Origin of the sequence: Pseudoxanthomonas sp. USHLN014, from assembly GCF_037153335.1 — a bacterium.
In the GTDB taxonomy this organism is placed as follows: domain Bacteria; phylum Pseudomonadota; class Gammaproteobacteria; order Xanthomonadales; family Xanthomonadaceae; genus Pseudoxanthomonas_A; species Pseudoxanthomonas_A winnipegensis.
Window position 1 is genome coordinate 183,096 of record NZ_JBBCKO010000008.1, and the last position, 26,234, is coordinate 209,329.

24 protein-coding genes are annotated in these 26,234 nt (G+C 70.8%); 9 read left to right on the forward strand and 15 right to left on the reverse strand.

The features are described 5' to 3' along the window. The first annotated feature begins 9 nt into the window (after positions 1-9). Entirely contained in the window at positions 10-480 is a 471-nt protein-coding gene (gene bfr, locus WFQ05_RS15190; protein WP_337054469.1) for a bacterioferritin, read from the forward strand. On the opposite strand, the gene WFQ05_RS15195 is transcribed toward bfr, so the two are convergent. From WFQ05_RS15195 to WFQ05_RS15205, 3 genes are all read right to left on the reverse strand, one after another. Beyond that, entirely contained in the window at positions 453-2,852 is a 2,400-nt protein-coding gene (locus WFQ05_RS15195; protein WP_337054429.1) for an ATP-binding protein, read from the reverse strand. The two genes, bfr and WFQ05_RS15195, sit on opposite strands and share 28 nt — an antisense overlap. A gap of 29 nt (positions 2,853-2,881) precedes the next feature. Next, positions 2,882-4,774, reverse strand: a complete 1,893-nt coding sequence (locus WFQ05_RS15200; protein WP_337054430.1) for an EAL domain-containing protein — start codon at positions 4,772-4,774, stop codon at positions 2,882-2,884. A gap of 67 nt (positions 4,775-4,841) precedes the next feature. Beyond that, positions 4,842-5,441 carry a DUF4126 domain-containing protein gene (locus WFQ05_RS15205; RefSeq protein ID WP_337054431.1) on the reverse strand — a complete coding sequence of 200 codons (600 nt, stop codon included), beginning with the start codon at positions 5,439-5,441 and terminating at the stop codon, positions 4,842-4,844. A gap of 152 nt (positions 5,442-5,593) precedes the next feature. On the opposite strand from WFQ05_RS15205, the gene WFQ05_RS15210 reads away from it, so the two are divergent. From WFQ05_RS15210 to WFQ05_RS15235, 6 genes are read left to right on the forward strand one after another with little or no spacing between them, the layout of a single operon-like run. Next, the gene (locus tag WFQ05_RS15210) at positions 5,594-6,316 is read left to right on the forward strand and encodes a DUF6776 family protein (RefSeq protein ID WP_337054432.1); all 723 of its coding nucleotides are present in this window, start codon (positions 5,594-5,596) and stop codon (positions 6,314-6,316) included. A 30-nt stretch (positions 6,317-6,346) separates the two neighbouring features. Beyond that, a complete protein-coding gene (locus tag WFQ05_RS15215) occupies positions 6,347-6,781 on the forward strand; it encodes a polymer-forming cytoskeletal protein (RefSeq protein WP_130524976.1) in 435 nt (144 codons plus the stop codon). Positions 6,782-6,834: 53 nt separating this feature from the next. After that, positions 6,835-7,596, forward strand: a complete 762-nt coding sequence (locus WFQ05_RS15220) for a DUF6776 family protein (protein WP_337054433.1) — start codon at positions 6,835-6,837, stop codon at positions 7,594-7,596. 32 nt (positions 7,597-7,628) lie between these two features. Beyond that, on the forward strand, positions 7,629-8,015 hold the full coding sequence (gene erpA / locus WFQ05_RS15225) for an iron-sulfur cluster insertion protein ErpA (protein WP_130516543.1): 387 nt from the start codon (positions 7,629-7,631) through the stop codon (positions 8,013-8,015). Further along, positions 8,015-8,938 carry an NAD(+) diphosphatase gene (gene nudC / locus WFQ05_RS15230; protein ID WP_130516545.1) on the forward strand — a complete coding sequence of 308 codons (924 nt, stop codon included), beginning with the start codon at positions 8,015-8,017 and terminating at the stop codon, positions 8,936-8,938. The genes erpA and nudC overlap by 1 nt, the downstream gene beginning before the upstream one ends. A 53-nt stretch (positions 8,939-8,991) precedes the next feature. After that, positions 8,992-9,879, forward strand: coding sequence for a hypothetical protein (locus tag WFQ05_RS15235; protein WP_337054434.1), 888 nt, complete (start codon positions 8,992-8,994; stop codon positions 9,877-9,879). A gap of 430 nt (positions 9,880-10,309) precedes the next feature. Here the strand turns inward: WFQ05_RS15235 and WFQ05_RS15240 are convergent, their stop codons facing one another. From WFQ05_RS15240 to prmA, 10 genes are all read right to left on the reverse strand, one after another. Continuing rightward, positions 10,310-10,726 carry a DUF2752 domain-containing protein gene (locus WFQ05_RS15240; RefSeq protein ID WP_337054435.1) on the reverse strand — a complete coding sequence of 139 codons (417 nt, stop codon included), beginning with the start codon at positions 10,724-10,726 and terminating at the stop codon, positions 10,310-10,312. After that, positions 10,723-11,136, reverse strand: a complete 414-nt coding sequence (locus tag WFQ05_RS15245; RefSeq protein ID WP_130516549.1) for a CD225/dispanin family protein — start codon at positions 11,134-11,136, stop codon at positions 10,723-10,725. The genes WFQ05_RS15240 and WFQ05_RS15245 overlap by 4 nt, the downstream gene beginning before the upstream one ends. A 71-nt stretch (positions 11,137-11,207) precedes the next feature. Continuing rightward, the gene (locus tag WFQ05_RS15250; protein WP_130516551.1) at positions 11,208-13,097 is read right to left on the reverse strand and encodes an MFS transporter; all 1,890 of its coding nucleotides are present in this window, start codon (positions 13,095-13,097) and stop codon (positions 11,208-11,210) included. Positions 13,098-13,503: 406 nt separating this feature from the next. After that, positions 13,504-15,732 (reverse strand): YccS family putative transporter, encoded by a 2,229-nt coding sequence (gene yccS, locus WFQ05_RS15255; RefSeq protein ID WP_337054436.1) that lies wholly within the window; start codon positions 15,730-15,732, stop codon positions 13,504-13,506. Between the two features lie 322 nt (positions 15,733-16,054). Beyond that, entirely contained in the window at positions 16,055-17,341 is a 1,287-nt protein-coding gene (gene purD / locus WFQ05_RS15260; protein WP_337054437.1) for a phosphoribosylamine--glycine ligase, read from the reverse strand. Between the two features lie 136 nt (positions 17,342-17,477). Further along, positions 17,478-19,100: a bifunctional phosphoribosylaminoimidazolecarboxamide formyltransferase/IMP cyclohydrolase gene (gene purH, locus WFQ05_RS15265; RefSeq protein ID WP_337054438.1), complete on the reverse strand. Its 1,623-nt coding sequence runs from the start codon at positions 19,098-19,100 to the stop codon at positions 17,478-17,480. Positions 19,101-19,230: 130 nt separating this feature from the next. Further along, positions 19,231-19,620: a VOC family protein gene (locus WFQ05_RS15270; protein WP_337054440.1), complete on the reverse strand. Its 390-nt coding sequence runs from the start codon at positions 19,618-19,620 to the stop codon at positions 19,231-19,233. Positions 19,621-19,968: 348 nt separating this feature from the next. Then, a complete protein-coding gene (fis, locus tag WFQ05_RS15275; protein WP_130516561.1) occupies positions 19,969-20,238 on the reverse strand; it encodes a DNA-binding transcriptional regulator Fis in 270 nt (89 codons plus the stop codon). A gap of 133 nt (positions 20,239-20,371) precedes the next feature. Next, the gene (locus tag WFQ05_RS15280) at positions 20,372-21,247 is read right to left on the reverse strand and encodes a DUF3426 domain-containing protein (RefSeq protein ID WP_130516563.1); all 876 of its coding nucleotides are present in this window, start codon (positions 21,245-21,247) and stop codon (positions 20,372-20,374) included. An 18-nt stretch (positions 21,248-21,265) separates the two neighbouring features. Then, on the reverse strand, positions 21,266-22,201 hold the full coding sequence (gene prmA / locus WFQ05_RS15285; RefSeq protein ID WP_337054441.1) for a 50S ribosomal protein L11 methyltransferase: 936 nt from the start codon (positions 22,199-22,201) through the stop codon (positions 21,266-21,268). 237 nt (positions 22,202-22,438) lie between these two features. Between prmA and WFQ05_RS15290 the strand changes: the two genes are divergently transcribed. Beyond that, complete coding sequence (locus WFQ05_RS15290) at positions 22,439-23,368, forward strand: hypothetical protein (protein WP_337054442.1); 930 nt, start codon at positions 22,439-22,441, stop codon at positions 23,366-23,368. Next, the gene (locus WFQ05_RS15295; RefSeq protein ID WP_337054443.1) at positions 23,365-23,733 is read left to right on the forward strand and encodes a hypothetical protein; all 369 of its coding nucleotides are present in this window, start codon (positions 23,365-23,367) and stop codon (positions 23,731-23,733) included. The genes WFQ05_RS15290 and WFQ05_RS15295 overlap by 4 nt, the downstream gene beginning before the upstream one ends. 704 nt (positions 23,734-24,437) lie before the next feature. On the opposite strand, the gene accC is transcribed toward WFQ05_RS15295, so the two are convergent. Then, the gene (gene accC, locus WFQ05_RS15300; RefSeq protein ID WP_130516567.1) at positions 24,438-25,805 is read right to left on the reverse strand and encodes an acetyl-CoA carboxylase biotin carboxylase subunit; all 1,368 of its coding nucleotides are present in this window, start codon (positions 25,803-25,805) and stop codon (positions 24,438-24,440) included. Next, complete coding sequence (locus WFQ05_RS15305) at positions 25,795-26,229, reverse strand: four helix bundle protein (RefSeq protein ID WP_337054444.1); 435 nt, start codon at positions 26,227-26,229, stop codon at positions 25,795-25,797. The genes accC and WFQ05_RS15305 overlap by 11 nt, the downstream gene beginning before the upstream one ends. Positions 26,230-26,234 lie beyond the last annotated feature (5 nt).

The following is a 26,234-nucleotide window of genomic DNA, read 5'->3' on the forward strand; positions in this document are numbered from 1 at the left end:
GATATGACGATGAAGGGCGACGCCAAGGTCATCGAGTTCCTCAACAAGGTCCTCTACAACGAGCTGACCGCGATCAACCAGTACTTCCTGCACGCCAAGATGCTCAAGCACTGGGGCCTGAAGGAACTGGCCGAGTACGAGTACAAGGAATCCATCGACGAGATGAAGCATGCGGACAAGCTGGCCGACCGCATCCTGTTCCTCGAGGGCCTGCCGAACTTTCAGGCGCTGGGCAAGCTGCGCGTGGGCGAGAACTCGCGCGAGATGCTCGAGTGCGATCTGGCGCTGGAGCTGGAGGCGCTGCCGGTGCTGCGCGAGGGCGTGGCCTACTGCGAGACGGTGGGCGATTACGTCAGCCGCCAGCTGCTGGTGGACATCCTCGATTCGGAGGAAGAGCACGTGGACTGGCTGGAAACCCAGCTGGATCTGATCGGCCGGATCGGCGAACCGAACTACCTGTTGACCAAGCTCGACGACTGAGCCGCGGCCGGCGCGCCCTCCAGGCGTGCCAGATAGTCCTGCAGCGCCACCCGGGCGCGGGCGAACTCGGCGATCACCAGCGCCACCGCCACGGCCGGGCGCTCCAGGCGCGCCTCACGCGCGCCCAGTTCGATCCGCTTGGCCGCGGCCGACAGCGCCAGCGCGCCGAGATTGGCGCTGGAGGACTTGAGCGAATGCGCCGCCGCGCGCATGGCTTCCAGGTCGGGCGCGGCCGAGGCGGCCTCCAGCTCGGCGATCAGACGCGGCGCGTCCTCGAGGAAGACCTGGATGATGCGGCCGGTGTCCGGGCCGGTGAACTCGACGAGCTCGTCCAGCAGCGCGGTGTCCAGCGCGACCGGGATGCCGAGCGCAGGCGCGCTGGGCGGCGGCGCAGGCGACGGCGGCGCGGCGGACACGGGGTTGCCCTCTGAGACCGGGATCGTGGGGAGGGCGCCCACACTGGGCTCGCTGTTTGGGGTGTCCGAATCCGAGGCTTCGCCGACCGGCGGCAGCCAGCGCACCAGGCATTCCTCCAGCAGCGCGCGCGAGACCGGCTTGGACAGGTAGTCGTCCATGCCGGCGTCCAGGCAGCGCTGGCGGTCGCCGGCCATGGCGTTGGCGGTCATGGCCACGATCGGCAGGCGCGGCTGGCCGCGCTCGGCCTCGCGCTCGCGCCAGCGGCGCGTGGCGGTATAGCCGTCCAGCAGCGGCATCTGGCAGTCCATCAGCACCAGCGGGTAGCGGGTGCGCTCCATCTTCTCCAGCGCCATCACGCCGTTGTGGGCGTGGTCGGCGCGGAAGCCCAGCGACTCGAGCATCTTCTCGGCCACCGCCAGATTGACCGGGTTGTCCTCGACCAGCAGCACGCGGCGGCCGTCCACGGCGATGGGCTGCGAAGCGTCGGCGGCGGGTCCGACGCCGGCGAACGGCTCCGGTTCGGGCAGGGGCAGCGGCTGCTCGACGTGGACCGGCGCGCTGGCCGGCGCAGTGGGGGGCTTGGGGATGGTGCTCAGCAGCGCGCGCAGGTCCGATTCATGCGCCAGGCGCGGCAGCGAGGTCGCGCCGACGCGCAGCTCCTCGGGCACCGGCTCGTCGCCGTAGAGCCAGACCAGCTGGGTGCCGGTCTCCTGGGCGAGGCGGCCGATCACGCGGTGCAGGGCGCGGGCGCTGCTGCGCATGCTCGGGCTGAGATCGGCCACCACGGTGTGGAAGCCCGCGGTGTTGGCGCGCAGCCGTTCCAGCGCCTCCTGCACGGTCTCCACGCACTGCAGGGAGGCGTTCCACTGCGGCACCAGGTTGGACAGGCGCGAGCGCAGCCGACCGTCGGCGCTGACCAGCAGCACGCGCGCCTGCGCCGGGCGCGCCGGCGCGGGCAGGTCGCCCAGCGCCTTGAGCAGCGGGATCTCGAACCAGAAGGTCGACCCGCGCCCCAGCTCGGACACCACCGCGATGCGCCCGCCCATCAGGCCGACGATGCGCTTGCAGATGGCCAGCCCTAAGCCGGTGCCGCCGAAGATGCGGGTGGTGGACGCATCGGCCTGGCTGAAGGGACTGAACAGCCGCGCCTGCGCTTCGGGGTCGATGCCGATGCCGGTGTCGCGGACCTCGAAGCGCAACAGGTGCTGGGCGCCGGTCTCGCCCAGGCGCCGGGCGACCAGCGTCACCGAGCCGCGCTCGGTGAACTTGATGGCGTTGCCGATCAGGTTGGTCAGCACCTGGCGCAGGCGCAGCGGATCGCCGCGCACCGACAGGCGTACGGTTGGGTCCAGCTGCAGGCCCAGGCGCAGGCCGCGGCTCTCGGCCGGGCGCTGCATCAGCTGCATGACCTGCTCGAGCACCTCGCGCAGGTTGAAGGCGGTGTTCTCCAGCTCGAGCTTGTTCGCCTCCAGCTTGGAGTAGTCCAGGATGTCGTCGACGATGCGCAGCAGGGTCTGCGAGGAAGCGGTGGCGGTCAGCAGCAGCTGGCGCTGGTCCGGCGCCAGGGCCGAGCGCGAGAGCAGTTCGAGCATCGGCACGATGCCGTTGAGCGGGGTGCGGATCTCGTGGCTCATCGTGGCCAGGAACTCGCCCTTGGCCAGCACCGCCGATTCGGCCGCCTGCTTGGCCTTGATCAGCTCACCCTCGACGCGGCCCAGGCGCTCGACCTCGCGCTGGGCCATCTGGCGCTCGGACTCGGCGATGGCCGCGCGCGCGTCGGCGGCCTCGATGTGGCGCGCGACCGCATGCAGCAGCACCAGCGTGGCCACGGTGGCCAGCAGGGCGGCCACGCCCGAGGAGAAAGCCACCAGCAGCCACGGGCCGGGCACCATCGACAGGTCCAGCCACAGCGAGACCAGCAGCAGCACGGCCGCGGCGGCGCCCAGCCAGGACATCAATGCCGCACGTCCTGGCGCGGCGACCACTACAGCACCGCGTTATGGAAGTCGAAGCCCAGGTCCTCGCCGACGCCCTGCACCAGGTTGCCCTGGATGAAGTCGACGCCGCCCATCCACATGGCCGCGGCGGCCTGCGGGTCCTCGATCTGCTGGCCGATCACCAGCAGGTTCTGGCGGTGCGCCAGGTCGATGGTGGCGCGCAGCTGGCCGCGCAGCGCGGCGTCCTTGTGCGCGCCGGCGAAACGGCTGGAGACGCGCAGATAGCTCAGCGGCAGCAGCGAGAGCAGCGCCTCGGCATCGGTGCCGGGCTCGAACTGGCTCAGGCAGAACTGCACGCCGGCCTGCATCGGGGCCTGGCAGAAATCGCGCAGCGCCACGGTGTGGATCAGCGCGTCGGACAGGCGCAGGTCCATCACCAGCGAGGACGGCTCGATGCCGCGGCGGCGGATCTCGCCGATCAGCCAGTCGGCCGCGCCAGGGCGGTTCAGGGTCAGCGGCGACTGCGACACGAACAGGCGCAGCTCGGCGCCCTCGACCTTGCGCTTGGCGATCAGGTCCAGCGCGCGGGCGATGATCTGGCGGTCCAGGTCGACGATGTCGCCGGACAGCTCGGCCGCCGGCACGACCTGGGCGGCTGGCAGCAGCGTGCCGTCGGCCTGGCGCAGGCGCATGAGCACCTGGAACTGGGCCTGGTCGCCGCCGGCCACCGACACGATCGGCTGGAACAGCAGTTCCAGCGTGGTGTCGGCCAGCGAGGCGCGGGCCTGTTCGCTGGCCGAGGGCGCCGGCACGTGCGCGGCGACGTGGCCGGGCTGGCTGCGCGCGGCCACTGCGGCGTGCTCGACCGCCTCCAGCGCCGCATCGCGGTCGGCGAAGCCCAGGGCCAGCTCGGAGTAACCGATGATCGCGCGCAGCTGGATGGTCTCGCTGGCGCGCACCGGCAGCGACACCTTGGCCAGCTGGTCGTGCAGCGAACGGGCGAAGCCCTCCAAGGCCTCGCGCGGCAGGCCGCGGGCCACGGTCAGGAAGCTGTTGTCGTTCAGGCGCGCCAGCGGATGCGGCGCGGCGAAGCCGGACAGCTGGCGCGCGGCCTGCGACATCAGCTGCTCGAAGGCGGCATAGCCGTAGCGGTCGCGCAGACCCAGGGCGCCGGCGATCTCGATGAAGAACAGGCCGCCGTCGGCGTGTTCCTCCAGCGCCGAGGCCAGCTGCTGCTGGACGTAGGCGCGGGTGTGCAGGCCGGTCTCCGGATTGACGTCCAGCGGGGTCTGGTTGACCTCGGGCGCGGCGCTGGTCAGCACCTGCACCGGCAGGCGCTGGCGCATGCGGCGGATGCGGTTGGACACCGCGGCGATCAGGTGGCGCGGGCGGATCGGCTTGTTCAGGAAGTCGTCGGCGCCGCTGTCCAGCGCGTCGTACTGGCGTTCCGGATCCGGATCGCCGGTGAGGAAGACGATCGGCAGGTCCAGGTACTCGGGGCGCTCGCGGATGGCCATCGTCAGCGACATGCCGTCCTGGCCGGGCATGTGCAGATCCATCAGCAGCAGGTCCGGCACGAAGCGCTGGATGCTGTCGATGACCTTGTCGGCCTCCATCTCCACTTCGGCCAGCATGCCCGCGCCGTGCAGCACGCTCTGGGCGAACAGGGCCTGCGGGCGGTCGTCCTCGACGATCAGCACGCGATACGGCGATTCGGCCGGACCGCCTTCGCCCTCCGCCGCGCCGGCGGCCGGGGGCGCGCCCGCGCCGCCGGGCAGGCCGGCGCCAGCGCCGTTACCGGACTCTGCTTCGGCGCTGGCGGAGAGGGCCGGCACGTCGTCGGTCCAGCGCCGCCAGTAGTTCGGCGGCGGCATCTCGGCGCGCACCAGCGGGCGCGGAGAAGAAGAGGACGAAGACGTGGGGGACGGCGGTGCGGGCATCGGGCTTTCCGGCGTGACTGATGTCCATTATGCGACGGACTGCCGTTAAAACGGGTTCTCGACCCGCTTACGGCCGCGATGCGGCCGTGGGTGATGACCGGGGTCGCAGGCGTCGCCACACCGCGCGGGCGATCCATCCCAGCACCAGCGCGATGGTCAGGCTCAGCACCACCGCCACCGACAGCGCCAGCCAGGGATGGGCCAGCGCCAGGGCCAGGCCGCCGGTCACCACCACGTCCTCGGCGAGCGAGGCGGTCCAGTTGCTGACCGGCTCGGGCGAGGTGTTGAGCAGGGCGCGCGAGCCGGCCTTGAGCAGGTGGCTGGTCAGCGCCACGCCGGCGCCGGCCGCCAGCGCCCCGGTGCCCAGGTGACCGTCGGGCGAGAGCGTCGCGGCGGCCAGGAAGGCGCCGGCCGGCACCCGCGCCAGGGTCTGCAGCAGGTCCCAGACCGAATCCACGCCGGGGATCTTGTCGGCGAAGAACTCGGCCATCGCCAGGGCGCCGGAGGTGCCCAGCACCCACCAGGACTGGGTGGCCTGCAGCGCCGGCGGCAGCTCGACCCAGCCCAGCAGCCCGGCCAGGCCGATTCCGAACACGGTCAGGTAGGCGCGGATGCCCGCCATCCAGGCCAGCAGGATCCCGATCACGAACAGATGTGCTTCGGTCATGGCCAACACGCTCTAGACTGGGGGCGACGGGAGGGGAGCGCGCGTCCCGTCGGGTCATCGCCAGTATAGGTCCCGCCGGGGCCGCGTCCGTGCAGGCGCGCGGGGGCGGTGCGTGGACCGTGCCGGCCTTCCTTGCCAACGCCGTGTCCGCCATGCACTCCACCATTCCGCAGTACCGCATCGTCCGCGGCCGCCAGGGCCGCCGCCTGCCGTGGCGGCTCCTGCTGGTCCTGGGCTGGCTCGCCTCGCTGGCGCTGGTCGCCGCCGCCGTCCTGTGGCTGACGCGCCCGGCCGGCCTGGACCACCTGCGCCAGCGCGCGGCCAGCGCCGAGGCTGCCGAGCGCCAGTCCAGCCGCGAGGTCGCCGAGCTGCGCCGCCGGATGGTGGTGCTGGAGCAGTCCGACCGCATCAGTCGCGCGGCCAACCTGGACCTGCAGGACACCCTGGCCCAGCGCGAGACCCAGATCAACGATCTCCGCAGCGACCTGGCCTTCTATGCACGCCTGGCCGGTCCGACCGCCCAGCGCACGGACCTGACGGTGTTCTCCTCCAGGTTCGCCGCCCAGGGCGACGGGGCCTTCGGCTACCGGATCGTGCTGACCCAGACCCTGGACCGCGATGCGATCAGCACCGGGCAGATGCAGCTGGCGGTGGACGGCGTGCGCGCCGGCCGCCACGAGACGCTGGACTGGGGGCAGCTGCACACCGGCGGCGAGACCGCGCCGCAGGCGTTCTCCTTCCGCTATTTCCAAGAGCTGTCCGGGCGCATCGTGCTGCCGGCCGGCTTCACCCCGCAGCGCGTGCGCGTGACCCTGCAGGCGCCCGGGCGGGCGCCGGTCGAGCGCGCGTTCGACTGGGCCCCGGCCCGCGGCTGACCGCAGTCCCCTTCCTCCCACGGAGCGTCCATGTTGAAGAAGAAGAGCAGCTGGCACGACGGCCAGGCCGTCGACACCCTCATCGGCGCGCAGGTCGTGCTGCATGGCGATCTGCAGTTCAGCGGCGGGCTGGTGGTGGAGGGCCGCATCCACGGCCGGGTCTTCGCCGCGCCCGGCCAGCCGGCCACGCTGACGCTGGGCGAGGCGGGCCTGATCGAGGGCGTGGTCGATGTGCCGGTGGTGATCGTCAACGGCCGCATCGAAGGCGACGTGCGCGCCACCGAGCGGGTGGAGCTGGCGCCCAGGGCGCGGGTCAGCGGCAACATCCACTACAAGGTGGTGGAGATGCGCGCCGGCGCGGTGCTGGTCGGTCAGCTGATGCATCTGGCCGAGGGCGAACCGGCGCAGGCTGCGGCGCCCGTGCCGGCACAGCTGGACGCGCTGCCGGAAGCCGCCAACGCCTAGGCCGCGCAGGCGAGCCTCGGCCCTGTTCATAACGGGCCGACTAAGCTGGCGTCATGTCTGCGAACGATCCGCCCAACGGCGCGCCGCGCCCGGCGTCCGAAGGCCCGCATCTGCTGCCCGTCAGCCGCGGCGCGCGGCTGACGGTGTATGCGCTGCTGGGCGTGCTGGTGCTCGCGCTGGGCTTCGGTGTCTGGGGCCTGTGGACGGTGTTCGCCCCGGGCGCGCAGCAGGCGCCGACGGTGGCGCAGTGGCAGGCGACCCAGGGCCGCGTGCATGACCTCGAACAGCAGGTCGCCACGCTCTCGCGTTCGGACCAGATCAGCCGCGAGGCCAACCGCGACCTGCAGGCCACGCTGAGCGACCGCGAGGAACAGATCGCCGGCCTGCGCGCGGACGTGGCCTTCTACGAGCGTTTCGTCGGCGCCACCGCGCAGCGGCGCGGTCTGGCGGTGCACGAGCTCAAGCTGCAGCCGCAGACCGACCAGGCCTGGCACTTCACCGCCACGCTCACCCAGAACCTCAACCGCGGCGCGGTCAACCGCGGGCGCCTGCAGCTGAGCGTGGAGGGCACGCGCGCGGGCAAGCTGGAGACGCTGGACTGGGGCAGGCTCCGGCAGCAGCCGCAGGCCGACGGGATGGCGTATTCGTTCAAGTATTTCCAGCAGATCGAGGGCGAGATCGTGCTGCCGCCGGACTTCAAGCCGCTGCGCGTCACCGCGCGCCTGCAGCCGGACAACAGCGAGCGCGTGGACCAGTCCTTCACCTGGGCGCAGGCCGCCGGCGCGCAGGACGATGCGGCCCAGCCCGCGGGTTGAACTGACATCGTCCTGGCCCCATCCTTGCCGCCATGAGCACGCTCGTCTCCCTGCCCAATGCGACCCCGGCGCCGGACTACCAGTCGCTGGAGCGTCCGCTCAACTTCACCCATGCCGCCGCGGCCAAGGTGCGCGAGCTGATCGCCGAGGAAGGCAATGCCGACCTGGCGCTGCGCGTGTACATCGAGGGCGGCGGCTGCTCGGGGTTCCAGTACGGCTTCGAGTTCGACGAGAACCGCGCCGAGGACGACGTGGCCGTGCGCACCGACGAGGTCACCCTGCTGGTCGATCCGCTCAGCCTGCAGTATCTGATGGGCGCCGAGGTGGACTACACCGAGAGCCTGACCGGCGCGCAGTTCGTGATCCGCAACCCCAACGCCAAGACCACCTGCGGCTGCGGCAGCAGCTTCAGCATGTGATGCCGGCCGACGCGGGCGGCGCACGCACGCCGTTGCCTCTTCAGACCGGACCCTTGTCCGGTTTTTCGTTCGTGGCCGAGCCGTTGGACCGCGCCGATGCGCTGCGCGACGACGCGCGCGCGCTGGCCGCGCTGTGGCCGCAGGCGCGGGTGCTGGTGATCGACGCCGATGGGTTGGCCTACGCCGATCGCCACGGCGAGCTGTTGGCGCCCACCGGCGAGCAACTGGGCGGCGGGCCGGGCCTGGCGACATTCCTGGGGCTGCGCGGAGAGGTGGCGTGGTTTGCCATCTCGGCCGACGTGGTCGCCTTCCAGGCGCCGGGCCGGATGGAGCTGCGCCAGGCCGCCAGCGACTGGGCGCATGCCGATTCGACCGCCTTCGCCCAGGCGCGCGCGCTGCTGCACTGGCAGCGGCGCACGCGGTTCTGCACCGTCTGCGGCGGCCGGCTCGAACTGCGCCGCGCCGGCTATATCGCGCGCTGCCTGCAGTGCCGCGCCGAGCACTACCCGCGCGTGGATCCGGCGGTGATCGTGGCCGTCAGCGACGGCACGCGGCTGCTGCTGGGGCGCCAGGCAGCGTGGCCGGCGCAGCGCTATTCGGTGGTCGCCGGTTTCGTCGAGCCGGGCGAGAGCCTGGAGCAGACCGTGGCCCGCGAGGTGCTGGAAGAGACGCAAGTGCGCGTGCGCGCCGCGCGCTATCTCGGTTCGCAGCCCTGGCCGTTTCCCGGCGCCCTGATGCTGGGCTTCGAGGCCGATGCCGAGCCCGACGAACCGCGCGTCAACGGCGAGCTGGAGGACGCGCGCTGGTGCAGCGTAGACGAGGTCGGCGCGGCGCTGCGCGGCGAGGGCGAGCTGCTGCTGTCGCCACCGCTGTCCATCGCCCGTGCGCTAATCGCGCACTGGCACCGCAAGATGACGGCCTGAGCCGCCCGGCGTCGATCGCTCTAGAATCGGCGCCACGCAAGGGAGCCTTCGAAATGTCGATCACGCTGGTAGCGGTCGTGGTGGCGGTGGTGCTGGGCCAGCTGGCGCCGCATGCGGTGAGCGCGTACCGGCGCCACGATCTGTACGCGCGCTGGTTGCACTGGCTGCAGGTGCGGCTGGGCGGCAGCGGGCTGTGGACCGGTCCGGCCGGCGCTGCGCTGGCGATCGCGCCCTGGCTGCTGCTGGTGATCGTGGTGCAGGCCTGGCTGCATGCGCCGTTGCTGGGCCTGCTGGGTCTGGTCTTCGGCGTGGCGGTGCTGGTCTGGGCCTGGGGTCCGCGCGATCTGGATGCCGACGTGCGCGCGGTGCTCGAGGCCGAGGAGGCCGCCGGGCAGCGCCTGGCGATGGCCGAGCTGGGACCCGACAGCGACGACGCGCCGGGCCTGGTCGAGGCCGTGTTCCGCGCTGCGCTGACGCGCTGGTTCTCGGTGGTGTTCTGGTTCGCGCTGCTCGGCCCCGCCGGCGCGGTGCTGTACCGGCTGTGCGCCCTGTCCGCGCGCGGCCCGGCGGCCGACACCCTGCCCGAGGCGCACCGCGCCGGCGCCGCGCGGCTGCTGACCCTGCTGGACTGGCCGGTCGCGCAGCTGATGACGCTGTCGATGGCGCTGATGGGCAACTTCGACACAGTGTTCCAGGCCTGGCGTGGCGCTGGCGGCAACCGCTGGCGGCTGGACACCAGCTTCCTCGGCGCGGCCGCGCGCGCCAGCGTCAGCGCCGAAGTCGCCGAGGAAGTGCAGGACTATCTGGACGACGGCGTGCCCCCGCCGCCGCAGCTGCGCGACATGCCCGAACTCCGCGACGCGATGAGCCTGGTCTGGCGCATCCTGCTGCTGTGGCTGGCGGTGATGGCCTTGCTGGTGATCGCGGGGTGGGTGAGCTGAAGCGCGGCATGCCGCGCTTCAGCGAACGCCCGGCCAGGGATGGCCGGGCCGGACGATCCGCAAGGCAGCCAAGGTCGCGCCATGGATGGCGGTGCGGCGGATAATCGAAGCGCGATGGCTTGCGCGGCATGCCGTGCTTCAGCGAGCGCCCGGCTGATGCGACAGGTCGGCCAGCCCGTTCCGGCATTCTGGCGTAAGGCCGATCACAAAAAATCGTCGCTCCCGCGAAGGCGGGAGCCCATGGACGTTGTGCGGTCTGGACGAACGTCCCTGGATCCCCGCGTTCGCGGGGATGACGAGAAGAAGGATTTCCGCGAACGGCGCAGACATCCGAACGAGACGAGCGCTTGCTCGCGCTGACCTCAGGCAGCGCCTGCTTTAAGGCCTTGTCAGCTCTCAGGCACTGTCTGCGCTCAGGCCGTGCCAACACTCAAGCCGGCGGCGCCAGCAGCGTGAAGGGAAACCACGGCAGATTGCGCAACAGCCAATAGGCGGGAATCACCACCAGCCACACCCGCGGATCCATCGCCCAGCGCATGAGCGGCTGCAGCACGCGCGGCTGCCAGCCCCACGACCAGAGCAGCATCATCGGCAGCAGCGGCAACATCAGCATGCCCAGCGGATTCATGTGCAGGGCGGTGGGCAGATCGCCCTGCAGCAGGGCGTGCAGCGCGCGGGTCATGCCGCAGCCCGGACACCACAGGCCGGTGAGGCCGTGGAAGACACAACGGGGCAGCAGATTGCCCGGCTGATTGGGATCGACCACCCGCAGCACCAGCGCGCCGGCGGCGACCAATGGAACGGTCGCCGCCAGCAGGAGGACGCGCGGGCGCGTCAGTGCGATCACTGGCCGGCCTGCGCCCGGATCTGCTGCATCATCAGCTCGTAGTTGGCCATCGCATGGCCGCTGGCGAAGTTGTAGATCATCAGCACGATGCCGATCGCGGCGAACACCGTGGTCACGATGCACCAGGTCTTGGCCGTCTGCGAGGCGCGCTGGGCACCGGCGAAGTCGCCCGCGGCCAGCAGGCTGTTGACCTTGGCGGCGAACACGATCGCCACGATGCCGGTGATCAGGCCCGGGATGCCGCAGCACAGGCACAGGCTGAAGACCGTGGCCAGGATCGCCCACACCAGATGATTGGGCACCGGGCCCGGCGCGGCGGCCTGCGGCGGCGGGGTGTAGGGAGGCGGCGTATACGGCGGCGGATCGGACGGCGGCGTCGGCGGGCCGGGCGGCGGCGGAATCGTGCTCATCTACTCATCTCCCCAAGGGTTGGTGGCTGGAGTCTAGTCCAGCGTTGTGATCCTGCGAACCCGCTGTGCCTTCAGGCCGCATCGCCGCGCAGTGCGCGTACGCGGGCTTCGAGCTGCTCGGCGCTGCTGTCGGCGGGCATCGGTGCGCCGGCGACCACTTCGATATGCGCACGGAAGCGGCGCGGCAGGCGCATGCGGTGCAGGCGCGAGTCGCGATGCGACCACATGCTGGTCCACATGCCGCGCAGCGCCATCGGCACCACCGGCACCGGGCGGCGTTCGAGGATCTTCTCCACGCCGGACTTGAACGCGGCCATCTGCCCGTCCTTGGTCAGCGCGCCCTCGGGGAAGATGCCCACCAGCTGGCCGTCGGCGAGCGCCGCATCGATCTGTTCGAAAGCCTCCTGCATCAGCGCGGGGTTCTCGCGCGCGCCGGCGATCGGGATCGCCTTGGCGTTGCGGAAGATCCAGCGCATCACCGGGATGTTGAAGATCTTGTAGTACATGACGAAGCGCACCGGGCGCGGGATCGCCGCCGAGAGGATCAGCGCGTCCATGTAGCTGACGTGGTTGCACACGATCAGCGCCGGGCCCTCGTCGGGCAGGTGGCGCTCGATGCCGTGCAGGCGCAGCCGGTACAGCGCGCGCACCATCACCCAGCTCAGGAAGCGCATCAGGAACTCGGGCACGATCGAGAAGATCCAGATCGCCACCACGGCGTTGGCGATGGCCAGGGCCAGGAACACCTGCGGGATCGACCAGCCCAGGAAGCGCTGCACCGCCACGCCCAGCACCGCGGCGATGACGATGAACAGCGAGTTCTGGATGTTGACCCCGGCGATCACGCGCGAGAGCTCGCTGCGCGGCGTGCGGCTCTGGATCAGCGCGAACAGCGGCACCACGAAGAAGCCGGTGAACAGGCCGATGCCGACCAGGTCCATGCAGATGCGCCAGCCGCCGTGCGCCTGCAGGAACTGCATCACGCTCAGCCCGCTCTGCGTGGCCGCGCCCGGGCGGGCGAAGTACAGGTCGAGCATGAAGGCGGTGATGCCGAACGCGCCCAGCGGCACCAGGCCGATCTCCACCACGCGGCCAGAAAGCTTCTCGCACAGCAGCGAGCCGGTGCCGGTGCCGATGGAGAACAGGGCCAGGGCGAAGATGTACAGCGAGGGCGTGCCGCCCAGGTTGACCTCGGCATAGGTCGGCAGTTGCGCGGTCAGCACCGTGCCGATGAACCAGAACCAGGACACGCCCAGGATCGCGTTGCGCACCGCCAGCTGCTTGCGTGCCAGGCGCATGATGGCCAGCGATTCACCCAGCAGGTTCCAGTTGAGCTTGAGGTCCGGCGCGCCGGCTTCCACGCGCGGCACCTTGCGCGCGACCAGGTTGCCGGCCACCGCGAACACGATCACCGCGGTGGCCGCGGTCACCGGCCCGTGCGTGCCGGCGATCTGGAAGATCAGCCCGCCGAAGATCATGCCCACCAGGATCGACAGCGAGGTGCCCATCTCGACCAGGCCATTGCCGCCGGTGAGCTCCTCGGGCTTGAGCACCGAGGGCAGGATCGAATACTTGACCGGGCCGAACAGCGTGGACTGCGTGCCGGTGCAGAACAGCGCCACCAGCAGCACGGGCAGGTTCTGCGTCAGGAAGCCGACCGCGGCCAGCGTCATGATGCAGATCTCCATGGTGGTGGTGATTACGATCAGCCGCTGCTTCTCCAGCTTCTCGGCGATCTGCCCGGCGATGGAGGAGAACAGGAAGTACGGCAGGATGAACAGCGCCGGCGCCAGATTGGTGTACAGCGTGCGCTGCTGGGCATCGATGCCCAGGTAGAACAGCAGGCCGATGATGGCCTGCCGGTACACGTTGTCGTTGAAGGCGCCGAAGCACTGGACGGCGAAGAACGGCAGGAACCGGCGCTGCTTGAGCAGCGCGAACTGGTTGTGGCCCGAGGACATGCGCGATTCCGTGCGAGAGCTGGCGCGCAGCCTAGGCCATCGTGGTGGGGTTGGGGAAGCGGGGGTTGGGTGGAGCGGGGATTCGGGATTGGGGAGTCGCATGGGGCGCGGCAGGGGTAGAGCGCGTGCCGCGAGGTGAGCGCTATTGATCGCTGAAGCGCTCTTATGGGCGCAACCGTCTCTTCCGCCCACATCGCGGCCTCCTGGTAGAGCGGAGCTTGCTCCGCTGCCTTTCGGCCGGGTCAATCGGGAAAGCCCCAGCGGAGCAAGCTCCGCTCTACAGGTGGGAGCCGCCGTGGCGGCGAGGGGCTTTACCGGGAAAGCTTCATCGCCGCCATGGCGGCTCCCACCAAGCTCTGCCCCGTCCCTTTCGCGAAGCGAAGGGAGGGATGGGGAGCGGTTGCTCTTAGGCTGGCGCCGCGCTGGCGCCGGATGTGGTGGGCTCGGACGCGGGGCCGCGGATCACCTCGTCGGCGGCGGCGCGCAGTTTGGGCAGCAGACGCAGGATCAGGGCCAGCTGGGTGCGCAGCAGGCGCTGCTTGTCCTCGATGTTCTCGGGCATCTGTTCGAGCGTGTCGGCCAGCTCGGCCACGCCGGCGTCCAGGTCGGCCGGCGGCGGCTGGCGCGCGGACAGCGCGCTCGCGGCCTGGCTCAGTGCGTCGTGCAGGCGCTGACCGGCCTGGTCGATGAGCGCGTCGTCGGCGTGCGGCGGCAGCGTGGCGCGGTGCGCGCCCAGCGCCGAGAGATAGCCCAGCAGCGTGTTGGACAGCGCCAGGAAGCGGAAGCCCGCATCCAGGTTGCGGCGCAGGTAGCCCGGCTCGCGCACCATGTTGGCCAGCGCCGCCGACAGCGCCGCGTCGGCGTTGTGCATGTCGCGCCGGGCGATGCGATAGGCCAGATCGTCGCTGCCGCGGCCGCGGTACTGCGCCAGCACCTCGTCCAGGTAGCGTGTGCAGGCCTGCACCACCGCGGCCATCACCAAGTGCAGGCGCCGGCCCTGCCAGTCGGGCAGGATCAGGAACGAGGCCGCCGCGGCGATCGCGCAGCCGATCACCGTATCCAGCAGGCGCGGCCAGATCAGCAGGAAGCCGTCGCCCAGCAGGTTGAAGCACAGCAGCGCCATCACCGTGATCGCCGCGGTGGCGATCATGTAGCGGTCGGTGCGGGTGACGAAGAACACCAGTGCGCCGGCCAGCGCGATCAGCAGCTGCAGCTCGGTGCCGGGGAACAGTTGCATCAGCGCCCAGGTGGCGCCCAAGCCGACCAGCGTGCCGGCGATGCGCTGCACCAGCCGCAGGCGCGTGGCGCCGTAGCTGGGCCGGCAGACGAAGGCGGTGGTCAGCAGGATCCAGAAGCCGTGGTCGGGATGGATCGCGCGCATCACCCCATAGCCCACCGCCAGCGCGATGGCCATGCGCAGCCCGTGGCGGAACAGCAGCGACTTGGGCGTCAGCTGCGCTACCAGGCGTGCGCCCATCTCGCGCAGCGTATGCGGCGAGGCATCGCGCAGGCGCGTGTCGATGCCTTCGCTGGTGGTGTCGGACAGGGCGGTTTCCGACAGCCGCCGCTCGATGGTCTGCAGGTTGGTGCCCAGCAGTTCCAGCGAGCCGAGCAGGCGGTTCCAGCGCGGGTTGTGCTGGTCGCGCAGGAAGGCCAGCGACTCGCGCAGGTCCGCCGTGGCGATGCGCGTCTGCTCGCCGTACTCGAACGGCGTGCGCATGCGGATCGCCACGCCCAGCGCGGCGCAGGCCTTGCCCTGCAGCGCCAGCAGGCGCTGGCAGCGGTACAGCACGTCGCTGTGGAAGAAGGCCTCGGTCAGCGCCTCGTAGGGGTAGTGCGAGGAGCTGGCGCGCTCGTGGAAGTCCTGCGCCATGTAGTACAGGCGGAAGTACAGGCCCGACTGCACGCCGGGCCGGCCTGAGCGCCCGAAGCGCGCCAGGATCGCGGTCTTGGCGCCGTTGAGCGCCTCGACCACGCGCGCGTTCTGCTGGGCCAGCGCCAGCCGGCGCGCGTTGACGTCGACCTCGCGCACCGGCTCGAACAGATCGGCCTTCAGACGCAGGAAGCGGCCCAGCTCCCAGAACAGCCGCGCCAGCCGCTCGCGCACCGGGCGGTTGGCGAACAGCACCGTCCACAGGATCGACAGCAGTCCGTACCAGGCCGCGCCGAGCAGCAACAGCCCGGTGCCCTGCCAGCTGGCGGCGGTGTGCGCCGGGGCGGGGTTGATGCCATGGTCCATGCCGATCATCGCGTAGATCGACAGGCTGACCGTGCCGGTGGCGATGGAGGCATAGCGCTCGCCCAGCGCACCGAGCAGGGTCAGGGCGAAGGTCGCCAGCGCCAGGCTGATCACGAACAGCAGCGGATGCGGGAACAGCAGCTTGACCGCGCTGGCGGCCAGCACGAAGCACAGCAGCGACAGCAGCACCGACTTGGTCCGGCCCAGCCAGTTGTCGTCGGTCTCGGCCAGGGCGCTGGCGATGATCCCCAGGAACAGCGGCGGGATCCACAGCAGCCGGTCGTGGTACCAGCACAGGCCCATGGCCACCGACAGCGCGATGAACACCCGCAGCCCGTAGCTGGCTTTCTCGTGGGCCCAGAGGCGGCCGAGGCGGGATTCGAAGGACGAGGACATGCGAAAGGAGCGGGCGCACCGGGACGGACGAGACGCCAGTGTGCCGCAAGCCGATGCAACGCAACGTGGCCGGCGCGCGTGGGCCTAGCGGCATCGCGCGTCCGTTCGAGTCCAGGCACGGACTCAGCGGGCGCGCGCGGGGCGCGCCGATGCCCGCAGTGGCCGGCACGCTTGTCGATCAGGCGGTCGATGCGCAGTCGCCAGGTCGGCGCATGCCCATTGAGCCGGCGCAGCAGCGGCTGCCGGCATTGGCGAGCTACAAAAGGAAACGCGCCCGGCGGGGCGCGTTTCGTTCAACGCGTCGCGCTGAAGACGCCGGCGCTCAGTCCTGCTCGCGCACGATCGCGCGCCAGCCGATGTCGCGGCGGTGGAAGGCGTGCTCGAAGCCGATCCTGTCCACGCCGGCATAGGCGTTGGCCTGCGCCTGTGCGACGCGCTCGCCCAGCGCGGCCACGCACAGCACGCGGCCGCCGGCGCTGACCACGCGGCCGTCGGCGCCCAGCGCGGTGCCGGCGTGGAAGACCTTGGCGCTGGCCGGCACCGCGTCCAGGCCTTCGATGACCTCGCCGGTGACCGGCGTGTCCGGGTACGGGCGAGCGGCGATCACCACGCCCAGCGAGGGCCGCGGGTCCCACTGCGCCTGGACCTCATCGAGGCGGCCGTCGATCGCCGCCTCGACCAGGTCCACCAGGTCCGACTGCAGGCGCAGCATCACCGGCTGGGTCTCCGGGTCGCCGAAGCGCACGTTGAACTCGATCACCTTCGGCGCGCCGCTGGCGTCGATCATCAGCCCGGCATAGAGGAAACCGGTGAACGGCACGCCGTCGGCGATCATGCCTTGCACGGTCGGCTCGACCACTTCGCGCATCACGCGCGCATGCACCTGCGGCGTCACCACCGGCGCGGGCGAGTAGGCGCCCATGCCGCCGGTGTTGGGGCCGGTGTCGCCGTCGCCCACGCGCTTGTGGTCCTGGCTGGTGGCCATCGGCAGCGCGGTGCGCCCGTCGACCATCGAGATGAAGCTGGCTTCCTCGCCGTCGAGGAACTCCTCGACCACCACGCGCGCGCCGGCCTGCCCGAAGGCGTTGCCGCTGAGCATGTCGCGCACGGCGGCCTCGGCCTCCTCCAGCGTCATCGCCACGATCACGCCCTTGCCCGCGGCCAGGCCGTCGGCCTTGATCACGATCGGCGCGCCCTTGTCGCGCACATAGGCCAGCGCCGCGTCCGCGTCGGTATGCACCTGGTAGAACGCGGTCGGGATGCCGTGGCGGGCGAGGAAGTCCTTGGCGAAGGCCTTGCTGCCTTCCAGCTGCGCGGCGGCCGCGCTCGGCCCGAAGATGCGCAGGCCCGCGGCGCGAAACGCGTCGACCACGCCGAGCACCAGTGGCACTTCCGGCCCGACCACGGTCAGCGCCACGCCTTCGTCCTGCGCGAGCTTGAGCAAGCCTTCGATGTCGGTGACCTTGACCGGCACGTTGCGGCAGCCGCGCTCGGTCGCAGTGCCGGCATTGCCCGGCGCGACCAGCACCTCACTGACGCGGGCGGACTGGGCCAGCTTCCAGGCCAGGGCGTGTTCGCGGCCGCCGGAGCCGATCACCAACACTTTCATCACGATATCTCCGAGAGGGAGCCCCCTGAGTCAGGGGGCGATTCGCGCCGGAGGCGCGAATGGGGGTGTGGAAGCGCAAGGCCGGGGCCCGAAGTTTGCGCAGCAAACTTTGGGATTGATGCCGGCGCAGCCGGTATCAATGCCGGAAGTGACGGACGCCGGTAAAGACCATCGCGATGCCGTGCTCGTCGGCCGCGGCGATGACCTCGCCGTCGCGCATCGAGCCGCCGGGCTGGATCACCGCCTTGATGCCGGCCTGCGCGGCGGCGTCGATGCCGTCGCGGAACGGGAAGAACGCATCGCTGGCCATCACCGAACCCTCCACCACCAGGCCAGCGTCCTGCGCCTTGATGCCGGCGATGCGCGCCGAGTACACCCGGCTCATCTGCCCGGCGCCGACGCCGATCGTGCGGTGGTCCTTGGCGTAGACGATGGCGTTGGACTTGACGAACTTGGCCACCTTCCACGCGAACAGCAGGTCCTCGAACTGCGCCTCGGTTGGCGCCAGCTGGGTCACCACCTTCAGCTCGTCGCGGGTCACCACGCGGTCGTCGGCGGTCTGCATCAACATGCCCGAGCCGATGCGCTTGGTATCGATGAAATGCGGCGAGGGCGGCGCCAGCGGAATGCGCAGCACGCGCACGTTGGCCTTCTTGGTGGCGTAGTCCAGCGCACCCTGCTCGTAGTCCGGCGCGATCAGCACCTCGACGAACTGGCGGTCCAGGATCACCTTGGCCGTGGCCGCGTCCAGCGTGCGGTTGAAGGCGATGATGCCGCCGAAGGCGCTGGTCGGATCGGTCGCGTAGGCCAGCTCGTAGGCATCGCCGGTGCCTGCGCCCACGGCCACGCCGCAGGGATTGGCGTGCTTGACGATCACGCAGGCCGGCGCGTCGAACTGGCGCACGCATTCCCAGGCCGCGTCGCTGTCGGCGATGTTGTTGTAGCTCAGTTCCTTGCCCTGCAGCTGGGCGAAGGTGGCCAGCGAGCCGGGCGCCGGATACAGGTCGCGATAGAACGCGGCGCGCTGGTGCGGGTTCTCGCCGTAGCGCAGGTCCATCACCTTGACGAAGTTGCCGTTGGCCTGCGCGGAGAACAGCGAACGCTCCGGCGCAGCCTCCATGGCCTGTCCGCGTGCGGCGGTGCCGGCCTCCGCGGAAGGCTCCACGCACGAGGACAGGTAGTTGCTGATCGCCGCGTCGTACTGCGCCACGCGGTTGAACGCGGCCACCGACAGCGCGAAGCGCTTGGCCGCCGAGAGCTGGCCGTCGTGGGCCTCCAGCTCGGCCAGCAGTTCGGCGTACTGGTCCGGCGAGGTCGCCACGGCCACGCGCGCGAAGTTCTTGGCCGCGCTGCGCAGCATCGCCGGGCCGCCGATGTCGATGTTCTCCACCGCGTCGGCCAGCGTGCAGTCGGCCTTGGCGGTGACCGCCTCGAACGGATAGAGGTTGAGCACCAGCAGATCGATCGGGGCGATGCCGTGCTGCGCCATCACCGCATCGTCGAGGCCGGCGCGGCCCAGCAGGCCGCCGTGCACCAGCGGATGCAGCGTCTTGACCCGGCCGTCCATCATCTCGGGGAAGCCGGTGACCTCGGACACGTCCTTGACCGGCAGGCCAGCGTCGCGGATCGCCTTGGCGGTGCCGCCGGTGGAGAGCAGTTCAACGCCGCGCGCGGCAAGCGCACGGGCCAGCTCGAGCAGGCCGGTCTTGTCGGAAACGGACAACAGGGCCCGGCGCACGGGCAGCAGATCGGAAGACATGGTCAGGAGTGGGAAGCGACGCGGGGCGATATTGTAGAGCCCCGCGGCCCGTGGCTGCCGCCGGGCTGTCCCGGCTCGCGCCGCTGCCAGGCAGTGGCTTCGCGGTCCATGCCCCGCAGCGCGCGGGTGATCAGGCGGGTGCCGAGTGGCAGACCGCTTCGATGTTGTAGCCGTCCGGGTCGCGCACGAAGGCGCCGTAGTAGTGGGGGTGATAGTGCGGCCGCACGCCCGGGCCCCCGTTGTCGATGCCGCCTGCCGCCAGGGCCGCGGCATGGAAGGCATCGACCGCCGCGCGGTCGGCGGCCCGGAACGCGATGTGGATCGCCGGCCGGTTGGGGCCGCCGCTGCTGATCCAGAAGTCGGTCTTGGGCGGCTCCCCGAAGCCGGCCATGTCGTGGCTGCCCGTCAGTTCCGCGCTCACTTCCATGAGCAGACGGTAGCCCAGGGGCGCGAGCGCCTGGGTGTAGAAGGCCTTGCTTCTCTCGTAGTCGCTGACGGCGATGCCGGTGTGGTCGATCATGTCGGATGCCTCTGCCTATCCATCGGGTTTGGGAACCTTGGCGAGCGTTCATGCCGCCGGCCTGTCGTGGCAGGCGTTCCTGCCATGCCGATGGCGCGTTGCTGGCCGCCGCTGGCTCCGCCATCTGCGCGACGCCTGTGCGCAAGAGATGCAGGTCGACGATCCGCTCGACCGTTCGCTTTTTGGCCGGCTTCGCAGTGCGGGTGTGACGTGGTTGTTGCTTGTTGCGCCGTGCGCAGCGTGGATCGCGTGGTGCGCCAGGCGCGCGTCCGGGTGCGCGCGATGTGGATCGTCAGCGAAAGCGTGCGCGTGCTGCGCCGCGCCGGATGTCGATGGGCCACCGAGCGCTCAGGTCAGCCCGTAGTCCTTGAGCTTCTTGCGCAGCGTGGCGCGATGGATGCCGAGCAGGGCCGCGGCGCGGCTCTGGTTGCCTTCGCAATGGTTGAGCACTTCGACGAACAGCGGGATTTCCATCTCGCGCAGCACGATCTCGTAGACGTCGTCGGCCTCGCAGCCGTTGAGGTCGCGCAGGTAGCGGCGCACCGACTGGGCAACGTGTTCGCGCAACGGCGACTTTGGCGTGCCACGACTGGAGTCCTGGCGGGTCGTGGCGTTCAAGGCATCCCCGGATGTTTGTCGCATCGAAATGAACCCGGCCGGCGTTCGACACGCGAGGCGGAGCGCGGCGGGGGAGCGAGTCTAGCGCGTGGCCGCGGCGGGCGCACGCGCGCTGCGTCGCTTCTTCGCGTGTTCAGCGAAATTCGAAGGCGAAGGCAACCGCGCCGCCGTCCGGTTCACGCACCGGTACGGTCATCTGGCCGCTCTGGCCCGGGGCCAGCGTTGTCCCGCGCAGGCCAGGCTCGAGGTAATCGCTGGGCAGCAGCGCGCGTGCGCCGGTCACGCGGCCGTCGGCGTCGGACAGCGACAGGACGATCGCCGGCCACGGCTGCGGCCACGGCGCGTCGTTGCGGAAGGTGGCGCGCACACGCAGCATGCCGGCGGCATCGGCCATCGGCTGCACGTCGCGGGTCAGCATGGTGTAGTCGCGCGGCTGCTGCCACGCCGGCAGCGTGCAGCGCAGCGCGCCGCACAGTCGCTCCAGGGTCGGGCGCCAGGCCGCGTCCTGGGCCAGGCGCGCGCGATCGGCCACCAGCAGCTGCAGCGCCAGCAGCGCGCCCAGCGCGGCCAGGATCGCCCACTGCCAGCCCGGCACCGGAGGCCGTGCCACCGGCGCCGCAGTGCGCAGGAAGCTCGGGGCGGCCTGCGGCGTGTCGGCGGTCGGTGCTTCGGTCGTGGTGGAATCGCGGGAGTCGGGATCGATCATCGAAGGGTCTTGCACGACGGCGGCCTGCGCGGCCGCCGGAGGTTCTGTGGGGAGGTGTTCGGGAACGGCGCGCGGCGCTTCGGCAGCGGGCGCGGCCGGTGCGGCGGGCGGGTCGGAAGACGGCGCGGGCCGGGTGAAGTGGCCCACCTCGCCCTGCGGCGGCGCGCGCAGCAGGCTGGCGATGCTGGCCGCGCGCGCGGGCGCCTCGCCCAGCGCCTGGCCGCAGCGCGGGCAGTGCGCCGGCCACGCGCCGCTGCCCGGCTCGGTCGGCAGCGGCAGATGGCAGTGCGGGCAGGCGCTCATCGCCTTATTCAAGCATGTTCAGGCCGGCGCGGCCCCGGTGCGGCGCACGCCGTCGATGCGCATCCAGTCCTCCATCCGGGTAGCGCGCAGCTCGGTGAACCACGGCGCGTAGCGCTGCAGCAGTTCCTCCTCCTGGCCGTGCAGGATGCCGCTCATGGCCAGGCGTCCGCCTGGTGCCACGCGCGCGGCCAGCGTATCGGCCAGCGCATCGAGCGCCGAGGCCAGGATGTTGGCCACCACCACCGGATAGGTGCGCACCGGCTCGTCGGCAGGCAGGAACACCTGCAGCCGCGCCTGCACCGCGTTGCGCTCGGCGTTGTCGTGGGTGGCGATCAGCGCCTGCGGGTCGTTGTCCACGCCCACCGCGCCTTCGGCGCCCAGCTTCAGCGCGGCCAGCGCCAGGATCCCCGAGCCGCAGCCGAAGTCGAGCACGGTCCGACCCTGCAGCCGCCCTTCGCCAGCCAGCGTGTCCAGCCACTGCAGGCACAGCGCGGTGGTCGGGTGCGTGCCCGAGCCGAAGGCCAGCCCCGGGTCCAGCCGGACCACGGCCGCGTCGGCGGCCTGGGCGGCCTCGGGCAGGTCATGGTTCCACGGCACGATCCAGGTGCGCGCGCCAAAGGCCATCGGCTGGAACTGGTCCAGCCACGCGCGTTCCCAGTCCTGGTCGGCGACGATGCGGAAGCTCGCCTGGGTCCAGTCCAGCCCCGGATCGAAGGCCTCCAGCGCCGCCAGCAGGGCCAGAGCATCGGTCTCCTCGGGGAACAGCGCGGTCAGCACCAGCGCCTCCCACAGCGGCGTCTGGCCCACGCCCGGTTCCAGGATCGCGCGCTCGTTGCTGGTCTCGGCGTCGGCATCGACCAGGGTCACGGCGAGCGCGCCCAGGTCCTCCAGCGCGGTCTCGTAGCGGGGCTGGCGGGCCTCGCTGCAGGGGACGGAGAGTTCGAGGAACGGCATGGGCGTGTCAGGCGGGCAAGGGGACCGGGCATGCTAGACCATTGCCCTCAGGCAGGCCCAGAACCGGGACGCAGGTCCGCTCTGCCGCGCCTGGGCGAGGACCCGGCGCCGGGCATGGGCTAGACTGCCGGCCGCCGTGACCCGCCGCGCCCTGCGCCGGTGGCGGTCACGCCTCTTTTCTGGCTTCCCGCGCGTGTCGTCTCGACGATGAGGCATCTGGTGTTTCGCAGCACTGCAATGCGTTGCGCTGCCGGGCTGGCCCTGGCGGCGGCGCTGGCATGGGCGATGACCGCCACGCGCGGTGCGCGGCATGCGGCGCTGGAGGCCGATGCCGGTACGCAGGCGCCGCTGCATAGCCTGCCGGTCGTGGCGCTGTCGGCGCTGGAGCAGGCCCGGCGCGGGACGTCGATTCCGCTGCACGGTCTGCCGGTCGATCTGTCCGCCGCGTTCGAACAGGTCCCGGACCTGCACGACTACCGCCAGCGTCTGCAGGTCGCGGCCGACGCCGGCGACGTGCAGGCGCGCTGGGTCGCCAGCCAGGTCGACGAGTACTGCGCCGGCTATGCGCAGGATCCGCAGGCTTTCGACGCCGATACGCGCGCCATCGCCGGCCTGGCCGGACAGGCCGGCGCGGCGATGGCGCAGGCACGCGCGCGCATGGGTTCGCGCTGCAGCGGCTATTCGCCGGCCGATGGCGTCAGCCGCGATCGCATCGTCGCGGCGCGCCGGCAGGCCGCGCGCGGCGGGCAGCTGGCGGCCGAGGCCTCGCTGCTGGCCTTGGGCCAGCCGCTGGAGTCTTCGGCGGCGTACAAGCGCGCGCTGGTCCAGCGTGTGCTGGATGCGGGCGATCCGCAGGCTTATCTGGCGCTGTCCGGCGCGCTGGGCGCGGCGGCCAGCGGCGATGACACCTATCAGGACATGGTGGCCGGCACGTCGTTCGCCGAGCTGGCCTGGCAGCTGGCCGCCTGCAAGCTGGGGCTGGCGTGCGGGCCGCGCAGCGCGCTGATGACGCGCTATTGCGCCAACGGCGGCATCTGCTCGCGCGATGCCAATCAGGATTTCCCGGCGTTCGTGATGGACGCGGCCGTGCCGCGCCAGGGCGCCGACACGATCGACACGATGGTCAATCGTCTGGTGCAGTCGACCAGGCAAGGAGAAGCAAGATGAAGCAGCGGCGTTTTCTGAAAGGCGTGCGCACCTGGGGCTGGGCCGTGCTGTTCGTGGCCTACACCGTCGGTGCGGTCGGGATCGTGATCCTCGACACGGCCGAGGAGCGCTACCGCGGTCTGTCCAAGATCCAGCTGACGTCGGTGACCTCCGAACGCGATACGCGCCGTGCCGGCGCGGCCGAGATCGCGGCGCTCTACCGTGCGCAGAGCGGGATGCCGTTCTCTTCGCTGCAGCCGGGTTCGACCTTCCAGATCGTCTGGCCGGATGGCTCGACCGAGACGGTGATGGTGGTCAGCCCCAGCTCGGCGCTCGGCACCGAGCCGCTGCAGGGAACCGCGCAGCCGGCGCCCACCAAGCACTGAGGGTCCTTGGCGCCGCACTTGTTGCGGCAGTGGCGGGAGTGAAGAGGCCGGCGCAATGCCGGCCTTTTTTGTGGCTCTCTCCCAAGCGATGGATCTGGGCGTTTGGGGGTTCTGGCTTCGGAAGGGCAGCGGTCCGGCGGGCGGGGGCCGCTGATCCCTCAATCAGGGCATCCTGCCCTGATTCGGGCGCTCGGCATCCTGCCTCGCTAGGCGCGGCCCCCGCCCGCCGGCCCGCTGCTGCACGCGTTGGTTCATAGGGCTTCGCTTTGCGGGGGCGCTCGAACCCATCCTCGCGCACAACGCGATCAGTGACGGGAAGGCGTCGACTTGAGGCCCCCTCCCTTGCGCGCAGTGCAGGGGAGGGATGGGGAGGGGTCGGGGCTTTCCCGATGAAGCCGCCAAAGCAACAGCAACAGCACCCCACCCCGGCCCTCCCCTTCGCCTGCGGCGAAAGGGAGGGGGCAGAGCGCGATCAGTGATGCGAGAGCGTCGACTTGTGGCCCCCTCCCTTGCGCGCAGCGCAGGGGAGGGATGGGGAGGGGTTGGGGCTTTACCGGGCAAGCCACAGAAGCGAAGAGCAAAAGCACCCCACCCCAGCCCTCCCCTTCGCCTACGGCGAAAGGGAGGGGGCGAGGCTGGTTGGCGAAGTGCGCTTGCCGGCCGCGCGTTGCGGTGGAGACTTTTTTGGGCGATGCGCTGACCGATCAGGTCAGCGAGATCGCCTTGGTCTTGCGCTCGGCCAGGCGCTTTTCCAGGTAGTGGATGTTCTGGCCGCCGGCCTGGAAGCCCTTGTCGCGCATGATGCGCTGCTGCAGCGGGATGTTGGTGCGGATGCCTTCGACCACCGTCTCGCTCAGCGCCACGCGCATGCGCGCGATGGCCGTCTCGCGGTCGGGACCGTGCACGATCAGCTTGCCGATCATCGAGTCGTAGTTCGGCGGCACGCGGTAGCCCTCGTAGATGTGCGTGTCCACGCGCACGCCTGGGCCGCCCGGCGGATGGAAGTGCTGGATCAGGCCCGGATGCGGCATGAAGGTCTCCGGGTCCTCGGCGTTGATGCGGCACTCGATGGCGTGGCCGTTCAACACGATGTCGCTCTGCTTGATCGACAGCTTCTGGCCGGCGGCGATCTTGAGCTGCTCGCACACCAGGTCGATGCCGGTGACCATCTCGGTGACCGGATGCTCGACCTGGATGCGGGTGTTCATCTCGATGAAGTAGAAGCGCCCGTCCTCGAACAGAAACTCGAACGTGCCCGCGCCGCGATAGCCGATGCGGATGCACGCATCCACGCAGACCTTGCCGATCTCATCGCGCAGCGCCGGGGTGATGCCCGGCGCCGGGGCTTCCTCGACCACCTTCTGGTGGCGGCGCTGCATCGAGCAGTCGCGTTCGCCCAGGTGGATGGCGTTGCCCTGGCCGTCGGCCAGCACCTGGATCTCCACGTGGCGCGGATTCTCCAGGTACTTCTCCATATAGACCTCGCCGTTGCCGAAGGCTGCCTTGGCCTCGGCCTTGGTGGTCTCGATGGAGGACTTCAGCGCGCCCTCGGCGTGCACCACGCGCATGCCGCGCCCGCCGCCGCCGCCGGCCGCCTTGATGATCACCGGATAGCCGATCTCGCGGGCGATCTTGGTGTTGGTCACGATGTCATCGCCGAGCGGGCCGCCCGAGCCCGGCACGCACGGCACGCCGGCCGACTTCATCGCGCGGATGGCCTCGACCTTGTCGCCCATCAGGCGGATGGTGTCGGCCTTGGGGCCGATGAAGATGAAGCCGGACTCCTCCACGCGCTCGGCGAAGTCGGCGTTCTCCGACAGGAAGCCGTAGCCGGGATGGATGGCCTGGGCGTCGGTGACCTCGGCCGCGGCGATCAGGCGCGGGATGTTGAGGTAGCTCTCGGCCGAGGGCGCCGGGCCGATGCACACCGACTCGTCGGCCATGGCCACGTGCTTGAGGTTGCGATCGACGGTGGAGTGGACCGCGACCGTGCGGATGCCCAGGGTTTGGCACGCGCGCAGGATGCGCAGCGCGATCTCGCCACGGTTGGCGATGACGACTTTATCGAGCATGGGATTCGGGATTCGGGATTGGGGATTCGTAAGCCGCGACGTCCTCGCGCGTTGCGCGCGCGGTGTCCAGCGAACGGATCAGGGCATTGAGTCGGGAAAAGACGCGGTCGAGCAACGCGGCCAGTGACGCGTCCGCATCGCAGAAGCCGAGTCGCGCGGCGAGTTGGGCTTGGGTATCCAGTTCCGAGAGCGAACCGCGGGCCATCGACAGGACGCGCAGGTACTCGGTCGTCGAGCGGCGCGCCGCGCCTTCGGCGATGTTGGAAGGAACGCTGACGGCGGCTCTGCGCATTTGCGAGGTGAGTCCGTAACGCTCGGCGTCGGGAAAGTGCTCCGTGATCCGGTAGATCGATTCGACCAACGTCATCGCGTCGCGCCAGACGTCCAGGCGCTCGTGCGGTCGCGGCTGCGAATCCCGAATCACGAATC

What these genes read in the sequence shown, in the direction of transcription:
- bfr (WP_337054469.1), top strand. Translation starts at nt 10, where the DNA reads ATGAAGGGCGACGCCAAGGTCATCGAGTTCCTCAACAAGGTCCTCTAC.
- WFQ05_RS15195 (WP_337054429.1), bottom strand. Translation starts at nt 2,852, where the DNA reads ATGTCCTGGCTGGGCGCCGCCGCGGCCGTGCTGCTGCTGGTCTCGCTG.
- WFQ05_RS15200 (WP_337054430.1), bottom strand. Translation starts at nt 4,774, where the DNA reads ATGCCCGCACCGCCGTCCCCCACGTCTTCGTCCTCTTCTTCTCCGCGC.
- WFQ05_RS15205 (WP_337054431.1), bottom strand. Translation starts at nt 5,441, where the DNA reads ATGACCGAAGCACATCTGTTCGTGATCGGGATCCTGCTGGCCTGGATG.
- WFQ05_RS15210 (WP_337054432.1), top strand. Translation starts at nt 5,594, where the DNA reads ATGCACTCCACCATTCCGCAGTACCGCATCGTCCGCGGCCGCCAGGGC.
- WFQ05_RS15215 (WP_130524976.1), top strand. Translation starts at nt 6,347, where the DNA reads ATGTTGAAGAAGAAGAGCAGCTGGCACGACGGCCAGGCCGTCGACACC.
- WFQ05_RS15220 (WP_337054433.1), top strand. Translation starts at nt 6,835, where the DNA reads ATGTCTGCGAACGATCCGCCCAACGGCGCGCCGCGCCCGGCGTCCGAA.
- erpA (WP_130516543.1), top strand. Translation starts at nt 7,629, where the DNA reads ATGAGCACGCTCGTCTCCCTGCCCAATGCGACCCCGGCGCCGGACTAC.
- nudC (WP_130516545.1), top strand. Translation starts at nt 8,015, where the DNA reads ATGCCGGCCGACGCGGGCGGCGCACGCACGCCGTTGCCTCTTCAGACC.
- WFQ05_RS15235 (WP_337054434.1), top strand. Translation starts at nt 8,992, where the DNA reads ATGTCGATCACGCTGGTAGCGGTCGTGGTGGCGGTGGTGCTGGGCCAG.
- WFQ05_RS15245 (WP_130516549.1), bottom strand. Translation starts at nt 11,136, where the DNA reads ATGAGCACGATTCCGCCGCCGCCCGGCCCGCCGACGCCGCCGTCCGAT.
- WFQ05_RS15250 (WP_130516551.1), bottom strand. Translation starts at nt 13,097, where the DNA reads ATGTCCTCGGGCCACAACCAGTTCGCGCTGCTCAAGCAGCGCCGGTTC.
- yccS (WP_337054436.1), bottom strand. Translation starts at nt 15,732, where the DNA reads ATGTCCTCGTCCTTCGAATCCCGCCTCGGCCGCCTCTGGGCCCACGAG.
- purD (WP_337054437.1), bottom strand. Translation starts at nt 17,341, where the DNA reads ATGAAAGTGTTGGTGATCGGCTCCGGCGGCCGCGAACACGCCCTGGCC.
- purH (WP_337054438.1), bottom strand. Translation starts at nt 19,100, where the DNA reads ATGTCTTCCGATCTGCTGCCCGTGCGCCGGGCCCTGTTGTCCGTTTCC.
- WFQ05_RS15270 (WP_337054440.1), bottom strand. Translation starts at nt 19,620, where the DNA reads ATGATCGACCACACCGGCATCGCCGTCAGCGACTACGAGAGAAGCAAG.
- WFQ05_RS15280 (WP_130516563.1), bottom strand. Translation starts at nt 21,247, where the DNA reads ATGAGCGCCTGCCCGCACTGCCATCTGCCGCTGCCGACCGAGCCGGGC.
- prmA (WP_337054441.1), bottom strand. Translation starts at nt 22,201, where the DNA reads ATGCCGTTCCTCGAACTCTCCGTCCCCTGCAGCGAGGCCCGCCAGCCC.
- WFQ05_RS15290 (WP_337054442.1), top strand. Translation starts at nt 22,439, where the DNA reads ATGCGTTGCGCTGCCGGGCTGGCCCTGGCGGCGGCGCTGGCATGGGCG.
- WFQ05_RS15295 (WP_337054443.1), top strand. Translation starts at nt 23,365, where the DNA reads ATGAAGCAGCGGCGTTTTCTGAAAGGCGTGCGCACCTGGGGCTGGGCC.
- accC (WP_130516567.1), bottom strand. Translation starts at nt 25,805, where the DNA reads ATGCTCGATAAAGTCGTCATCGCCAACCGTGGCGAGATCGCGCTGCGC.